The sequence below is a fragment of the uncultured Jannaschia sp. genome, assembly GCF_947494055.1.
Classification (GTDB): Bacteria; Pseudomonadota; Alphaproteobacteria; order Rhodobacterales; family Rhodobacteraceae; genus Jannaschia.
Map to the genome: position 1 here is coordinate 1 of NZ_CANLTR010000078.1, position 7,828 is coordinate 7,828.

Annotated in this window: 5 protein-coding genes and 1 pseudogene; 5 read left to right on the forward strand and 1 reads right to left on the reverse strand. The window is 65.9% G+C overall.

Annotated elements, in window-relative coordinates:
* Positions 1–496: 496 nt before the first annotated feature.
* The 5 genes and pseudogenes from Q1A87_RS22335 (at position 497) to Q1A87_RS22355 (ending at position 5,485) form a co-directional block, all read left to right on the forward strand.
* Positions 497–1,120, forward strand: a complete 624-nt coding sequence (locus Q1A87_RS22335; protein WP_299656738.1) for a hypothetical protein — start codon at positions 497–499, stop codon at positions 1,118–1,120.
* Positions 1,121–1,220: 100 nt separating this feature from the next.
* A complete protein-coding gene (locus Q1A87_RS22340; protein WP_299656740.1) occupies positions 1,221–1,508 on the forward strand; it encodes an HU family DNA-binding protein in 288 nt (95 codons plus the stop codon).
* Positions 1,509–1,796: 288 nt separating this feature from the next.
* Positions 1,797–2,180: a MobA/MobL family protein gene (locus Q1A87_RS22345; RefSeq protein WP_299656742.1), complete on the forward strand. Its 384-nt coding sequence runs from the start codon at positions 1,797–1,799 to the stop codon at positions 2,178–2,180.
* Between the two features lie 91 nt (positions 2,181–2,271).
* Positions 2,272–3,579, forward strand: a pseudogene (locus Q1A87_RS22350) (IS256 family transposase).
* Between the two features lie 574 nt (positions 3,580–4,153).
* Positions 4,154–5,485 (forward strand): NAD(P)/FAD-dependent oxidoreductase, encoded by a 1,332-nt coding sequence (locus Q1A87_RS22355; RefSeq protein ID WP_299656746.1) that lies wholly within the window; start codon positions 4,154–4,156, stop codon positions 5,483–5,485.
* An 88-nt stretch (positions 5,486–5,573) separates the two neighbouring features.
* On the opposite strand, the gene Q1A87_RS22360 is transcribed toward Q1A87_RS22355, so the two are convergent.
* The coding region (locus Q1A87_RS22360; protein WP_299656744.1) for an aminotransferase class III-fold pyridoxal phosphate-dependent enzyme at positions 5,574–7,828 on the reverse strand (2,255 nt) is incomplete at its 5' end.

Here is a 7,828-nt window from a genome sequence, read left to right on the forward strand (position 1 = left end):
CGCGGGCCGGCGCGGCGGAGGCGCAGCGGCTCGCCCAAGGCGCGCGCATGCGGTCGGGGCCGCGGATGGGACCGTGAGACGCTAGGCTCCTGGGAAAAGGGCGAACGACGCCGTGGTCCCTCCATGCGATCGACGGCCGATCTTGCGTTCCGGCACCGGCTCCGACAGGACGCCGGCCGGAAAACGCCGGTCGTACGGGTCGTGCCTGTGATCAAGGATGCAGACGGTTGGACATGCGCGAGGAGGTGTCGATGTCGATCGACGATTGGAGAAAGCGGCGAAAGCTACGGCGGCTCGAGCAACGTGACGATGTCGTCGCAGGGTGGTCGGAGGAGGCGCAGGCGCTTCTCGATCTCGGGCAGGATCTGATCCCCGGGACGGAGTGGGAGCTGTCGCGGGATCTCTACGGGCTTCTGGTCTACGCATGGGCGGCCCGTGCGGATCGCGAAGGTGTGTTCCACGCTCGTGAGGTTCTACGGCAGGTGCGGGCGCAGGCTTGGCGCGGCTATGCCGACATGGCCGGCTTCTCGCGGAGCGCCGGACCCTTCTGCCGCGGGGCGCGACCGGCGCGCGCATGGTCGCCTTCTTCGAGGAACTGGCCGCCAAACGCTCGACCTACCTGTTCCTCCCGGTCGTCTCCCGCATCGATCGCCACCAGAGCGAGGGTGGTCGGCTGCCGATCGGGGCGCTCAAGGTGGACGGTCTGGCCGACCGTCATGCCGACCGGAACTACGGCCAGATCGTGCGGGGGATGTATGCCGGGGGACCGGAGATCGCCCGGGACCGCGACGTGTTCCTGCTCGCCGTCATGGTCGTGCTCTGGGACGCGGGTCCGTGGCGCGGCGACAACGTGCAGCTGCTCGAAAAGGTCCGGGCGGGGCTGCGCAAGCTCTACGACGATCCCGCGGCGGCCCTGGCGCCGGTCCGGGCGGATCGCGTCGAAGGGAAATCCTACCTGGCCGCCGCCATCGAGATCGTCACGGTCGCCGAGGAGATCGCCGCCCGCGCGCCGTGGCTCTGGCTCGAGGTGCTGTTCGTCATCGAGAACGCACTAGCCGGACCGCAATGGTTCGCGCACGCCTTCGAGGTGAAGGTCATTCCGACCAAGGACATGCTTTGAGCGGAAGAACGGGCGGCCGGTCCGCTTGCCATCCGGCGCGAGCTGCACCTGAAATTCATCAAACACATACGGACCCGACGGAAGAGGAGGTACGCGTCCCATGACCAAGCCGCTCACGAAGACAGAGCTCATTGCGGAACTCGCCGACAAGATGGAGACCGACCGGAAAAGCGCCGCCGCGGCACTCGACGCGCTCAGCGCCGTGATTCTGGAGCAGGTTGCCGCCGGCGGCGGGGTCACGATCCCCGATGTAGGCAAGATCGCCTGCCGCGACCGTCCCGAGCGTATGGTCCGCAATTCCGCCACCGGCGCGCAGTTGAAGAAGCCGGCCGACCGACAGGTGAAGATGCGTATCGCCAAGCGCCTCAAGGACAGCGCCAACGGCTGAACGGCTTCCTTGTAAGCTCAGACCGTCATGTTGACCGCGCGATCGCCGCGCCCTTGGGGCCAGGTGACGGTTCACGGGTTTTGCACATGCGCGGCTGACCAGCAGGCGAACGCATGTCGTATGTGCTGCGGGAAGGGGAAGGGCGGCGCGCAGCAGGATCGGGGGGAACCGGCTGCGCGCCTGCTGCACTGACAGGTGTGATGCTCGTGCAGGTCGTACCTGGCACAAACATGACTAGGACAGGTTAACGCGCGGGTCGGTTCTGCGTCATGCGAAGGCCGCCGACTGATGGCGAGCTACCATTTGTCTGTGAAGACCCTGAACCGCTCCGCCGGGCGTTCGGCGACGGCGCTGGCGCTTCCGTCGGAGATCTCCGCCGCCGAGCGGGCGTGGATCGTGCGGGACTTTGCGGGGGCGCTGGTGGATCGAGACGGCGTGGTCGCGGACGTGGCGATCCATGCGCCGCACCGCGAGGGCGACCAGCGCAACCACCACGCGCATGTCCTGACCTCGACGCGGGTGCTGGGGCCGAGGGGTTCCAAGAGAAGACCCGGGTGCTCGACGCCAAGCAAACCGGAGGCCCGGAGATCGAGCGTATGCGCGAGGTGTCCAGCGACATTCGGAACTGGCCCGGCCTGTTGCCTCACCCCGAGACGTTACCGAGCGCAGTAGATAGATTTTGTGCCGGCGCCAAGGTCATCCCCGCACCGGCACCAGCGTCAGAGTTGCCACTCCGTAATGGACAATCGGAGAGGAGCATCACATGGCAATCGAGAAGGATCTGCTGGACCAGCTTCTGGCTGGCCGCGACCCGCAGGACTTGTTCCCGAAGGACGGGCTGGTCGATGAGTTGCAGAAGGCGCTATGCGAGCGGCTTCTGAATGCCGAGCTCGACGAGCATCTGGTCGGCGATGCCGGTCGGGTGGCGGGCAACCATCGTAACAGCGTGTCGAAGAAGACGATGCTGACGGGCACGTCGAAGGTGACGCTGGATATCCCGCGTGATCGGGACGGCAGCTTCGATCCGAAGCTGATCGCCAGGTATCAGCGGCGGTTTCCCGATCTCGACGACAAGGTTGTCTCGATGTATGCGCGTGGCATGAGCGTGCGCGAGATCAGGGTGCATCTCCAGGAACTCTACGGCATCGACGTGTCGCCGGACCTGATCTCGGCGGTGACCAGCGCGGTGTTGGAGGAGGTGGCGGAATGGCAGAACCGGCCTCTCGACACCTGCTATCCGCTGGCTTTCTTCGATGCGATCCGGGTAAAGATCCGCGATGAAGGCTTTGTCTGAAACAAGGCGGTCTAAATCGCGCTCGGCATCCTGTTGGACGGCACCAAGGACATTCTCGGGCTATGGATCGAGCAGACCGAAGGTGCCAAATTCTGGCTGCGGGTGATGAACGAGCTGAAAGCGCGTGGCCTGGGCGACATCCTCGTCGCCGTCGTCTCCCCTCGTGCATCGCTGCGCGATGCCCTGCCGGGCAATGGACGGCCTGAAGGGGGCTCCGCCCGTTCTTGCCTCAAACCGTCCCCCGGACGGTTTGCCGCCTGCGGCGGACCGGCGCGAACTCCCGAAGCGATCGATGCCGTGTTCCCCGACACTGTGGTCCAGACATGCATCGTGCATCTGATCCCTCATTCGATGAACTTCGCCAGCTGGAAGGACCGCAAGCAGGTTGCACAGGCGCTCAGGGCCGTCTACCGGGCCAAGGACGCCGAGGCAGCCGCCTTGTCACTGGACGCCTTCGAGGACGGCCCGTGGAGTACGAAATACCCCGCGATCGGCCCCGCATGGCGGCGGAACTGGGATCTGGTCATCCCGTTCCTCGCATTTCCCGAGGGTGTGCACCGGATCATCTGCACCACGAACGCCATCGCGGCGCTGAACTCTAAGCTGCGACGGGCGGTGCGCGCACGCGGCCACTTCCCCAACGACGAAGCCGCAACGAAGCTGCTATACTTGGCTCTCGATCGCGCGGCTCGGGGCTGGAAACGCCCGCCCCGAGAATGGACCGAGGCAAAAACCCAATTCGCCGTCATCTTCGGCGAGAGGTTCGTCAGCTCATGACGAGAACCGGCCTCGCACACAAACTATCTGACAGTCCCGGGCATCTCGGAGACGGACGGTGCGATCCCTCTCCGATCGACCCGCCCCTCCGAACAGGCCGCCGAGAAGCTTGTCTACTTCGCCATCCGGGCCCACGAAAACACGTCGCGGACGGTCAGAGGGTGGCTGACAGCGGTCAACTAGTTCGCCATACTGTTCGAGGATCGCTTCTCCCCCGTCAGGGGCTGAGAGCGGCCATCACGTAACCGGGCCGGCGGCCAGATACACAGAGTTCCTGACACTCCCTCCCCGACGAAAGTCCGCCGTATTATCTCGTCCGATCGATTGCCCTCCGTAGCGCCGAATGCCTCGCCGACGGGTCAGAAGTTCGGTTCATTAAACCGACTCTTTGGGCCTCGGATCACGACGGCGTGGCCGATTCTCACCGTCAAATACGTTCCTCGTTGCCCGGAGACACGGCCGGGGGCTAGGTCCCGCCCAAGTCCCTCGCCTCCATCAAGATCATTATGGCGGATCCGGAGACGGGGTCTTCCGTACGACGGACTACGAGGAGAGAACGCAGTTGCTGGGTAACGTGATCGTCGGGGCGGGGTTTGCCGGCCTTTCAGCCGCCAGAACGCTCATGGCGAAAGGGCAAGACGACTTCGTCATCCTCGAAGCGCGGGATCGCGTCGGTGGGCGGACCAAACTGGGCAGGATCGGCGATCTCGGCATCGACCTGGGCGGTATGTGGATGGCACCGGGGCAAACGCGGCTCAGGCGTCTGGCTGCCCATTATCGCGTCCGCCCGTATCCCACTCATCTCGACGGAAACGCCATTTTTCGGATCGGCAAGAGAGAACGGCAAGGCCCCCGCGAGGATCTGAGCCGGCTTCTCGGCGTCGGGGGCGGACTGGCCTATCTGCTCGCCCGATGGAAGCTCGAGCGCCTCATGGCGCCGCTGGACCCGGAGCGGCCGTGGGCGCATCCCGAGGCCGGCCGGCTGGATGCGATGACCGTCGAGGCCTGGATCGCGCGGAACGTCCTTCATGCCTTGCCGCGGGCCGCGTTCCGGACCGTCTGCACCACGGTGCTCTGCGCCGAGCCGTCCGAGATCTCGCTTCTGTTCTTCCTCCATTACCTCAAGTCGGGCGGTGGGCTCGACGTGTTGATATCGTCCGATACCGGGGGCGCGCAAAATCTCCTGTTCCAGGGCGGAGTTCATCAGATCAGCCGGCTCATGGCCGATGAGGTTGGAGAGCGGTTGCGCCTTGAGGCGGCTGTCAGTGCCATCGAATGGCACGACGGCGGGGTGATTGTGCAGAGCGAGGCGGGCAGGTTCACTGCGCGCAAGGCCATCGTCGCGGTCCCTTCGACGCTCCTGCAACGCATCCGGTTCACGCCCGAACTGCCGCGACCGAAGATGGCGGTTCACGAGCGTCTGACGATGGGGTCGTCCATCAAGTTCTGGGTACTCTACGATGCGCCGTTCTGGCGCGATCGGGCGCTGAACGGCTTGGTGTTGCGTGACGACGTCCCGACCACCCCAATCATGGACGTAACGCCACCGGGCCAAGATCAGGGCTTGCTCGTCGGATTCTTCGATGGCGCGCACGCGATCCGCTATGCCGGCCATTCACGGGAAGATCGCCGCAATATCGTGGTCGAGATGCTAGCCGACCATTTCGGCCCCGACGCGTTGCAACCTCTGGACTACGTCGATCACGACTGGACCGGGGAGGAATGGTCGGGGGGCTGTTACGGGGCCTTCGCCCCACCAGGCGTATTGACACGCTACGGAGAACATCTGCGGCCTCCGATCGGCCCGTTGCACTGGGCCGGGACCGAGACGTCCGCGGAATGGACGGGATACATCGAAGGTGCGATCCGATCGGGCGAACGAGCAGCGCGGGAAAGCCTGCGGTGAGCATGCAGCTCGGTCGACCGTTCCCGCAGCGCTATTGCGGGAGGAACGACCGGCCGGAGACATGCGAAGGCAAGATGGATTAGACACGCTAACCGTAGATCCCCGCATGTCTCGATGCCCTGTAGCGCTTGACCCGGGACAGGGCGACGTGATTCGCGAAGGCCGATAGCTCCGCTTCGGTCAGGTGACGGCCGTACCATTGTGGTGGCGCGGGCTCGAAGCCGTGCCGTTCGGCCAGGTCCGCAAGGTGATCGGTATCCGCGAGCGACAGACGCGAGCCGATGCTGTAGTCGCGCTCCTCCCGCGCCAGCGCGAGCAGCATCGTCTCCCCAAGGCATCCCCAGCACAGATTGGCCGGCAGCGTCTGGAATGGTCCGAGATCGACCGCGAAGGGGGGCTGGATCAGGCCGCCGTCGAAGATCAGCACGCGGCTTCCGGGAACCTCGGCGGGGGCCACGTTGGGCGGTCGCGCGATGTCGCAGACGAGCGTGCCAGGACGCAGATCGAGCGGGTCGATCAGAGCCATCTCGGAGCTTGTGGCGACGAGGACGATATCGGCGTCCGCGACTGCCGCCTCGAGCGAGGTCTTCCAGTCGACCGGTGGCCGCGCGCCCCCGCTCCGGAAGGCCGTGTCGAAGCGTTCGGCCAAGCCCTTCCGCTCGCTCCGCGTGTCCAGCCCGATCTGACGGGCCATCCGCCGGACATGCTTTCGCAGCGTGCCGGAGCGTTCCTTCGGGATCTCGGGCGGCTCGAGAAGCGTCCCGAAGACCTCGTCGGCAACCCCGGTGAGAAGCCGGGGGGTGAACGGGTTCGCGGTATTGCCCACGAGGCTCAGCCGGCCGACCCGGCGGGCGAGCATGAGGCTCGCGAGGCGGCCGATGGCGCCGGATGCCCCCACGACGACGACATGCGCGTCCTCGAGCGGCAGCCCTGCTCGACCTGCGACCCTTTCGATGCCCTTCACGGCCGCGACCGTGGTCAGCGTATTGCCGCTGGTGATCGGCACTCCGCGTTTCGTGACCGTCTCGCCGCCACGCGTGACGATCGAAGTGAAGGCGCCGAGGCCGACCCGGGAGGCTCCGTCCTTGGCGGCGAGGTCCACCCCGTCGCCGATCATGCCCGCCGCGGCGCTGCGGCCGCCGCCGCGCATGTCCAGCGGCAGCATCGGGACGGACATGATCCAGCCGCTCGCCGTCGCGCCGGTCTTCGACATGACCTCCGGCATGCGCCTGGCGAAACCGGGTCCGAACTGCTTGACCCAGCTGCACCAGTTGGCGAGCTCGTCCTCGCTGAACTTGCGGAAGGACGGATCGGAGCGAAAGATGTCTTCCGGCTCGGTATAGTGAATAAGGAAAGCGAAGCGGCCATCTTGATCTGCCGTCGCAGGCACCGGGGTGGGTCGCTTCTCGACGGCGGGACGGTCGGGCAGAGGCTTGGCCACGAGGTGTCTGACAAGGCGATAATAGTCTCGCGAGGCCAACACTTCGCAGACCGCACCGATCGCGGAGACGGCGCGGTCGATCTCCGCCCGGCCGGAAACGAGCGTCGGCTGCAGGCGCATCACGTGGGTTTCGTTGAAGAGCGGCGCGGTCAGGACACCTTCGACGTTGAGAAGGTAGGAGCTGATCAACGGCGTGACGCCGCCGTTGAGGCTCGCGAACGCCATGACTGCGGAATCGGTACGTTCGTCGAAGCGTTGAAACTCGAGACCCAGCATGTAGCCGCGGCCGCGCACCTCGCGGATCACGTCAGGGTAGAGATGCCGCAACTCTTCGAGGCGCGTATGCAGGTAGGCGCCGTTCCGGGCCACGTCGCGGATCAGGGCGGCGTCGTCTTCCAGCAGGCGGTCGATCGTGGCCAGTGCCGCCCGGCAGGCCAGGTTGTTGTTGGCGAAGGTCGAGCTGTGGCGCCGTCCGAAGTCGTCGTCCCATGCCGAAGGGCGCACGATGCAGGCGCCGATCGGCATCATGCCGCCGCCAAGTGCCTTCGACAGAAGAAGCATGTCGGGCACCTCGGCGCCGTCGGAGCATGCGAAAAGCTTGCCGGTGCGTCCCATTCCGGTCTGGATCTCGTCGAGGATCGTCAGCACGCCGTGTTCCCGGCAGAGCGCGATGGCGTCGTCGACGTAGCCCTCGGGCGGACAGATCACGCCGCCCTCGCCCTGGATCGGTTCGAAGATGAAGGCCGCGATACCGTCCGCGGCTACCGCGAGCCGGTTGCGCAGGGCGTCCAAGTCGCCGAAGGGGACGTAGTCGAAGCCCGGCGCGGGCGCGGCGAAACCTTCCTGGTACATCGGCTTGCCGGTCGCCGAGAGCGCCCCCAGCGTCTTGCCATGAAACCCGT

Excerpts from the sequence above, each read along its gene's own strand:
- Q1A87_RS22340 (WP_299656740.1), top strand. The coding sequence starts at position 1,221 with ATGACCAAGCCGCTCACGAAGACAGAGCTCATTGCGGAACTCGCCGAC.
- Q1A87_RS22345 (WP_299656742.1), top strand. The coding sequence starts at position 1,797 with ATGGCGAGCTACCATTTGTCTGTGAAGACCCTGAACCGCTCCGCCGGG.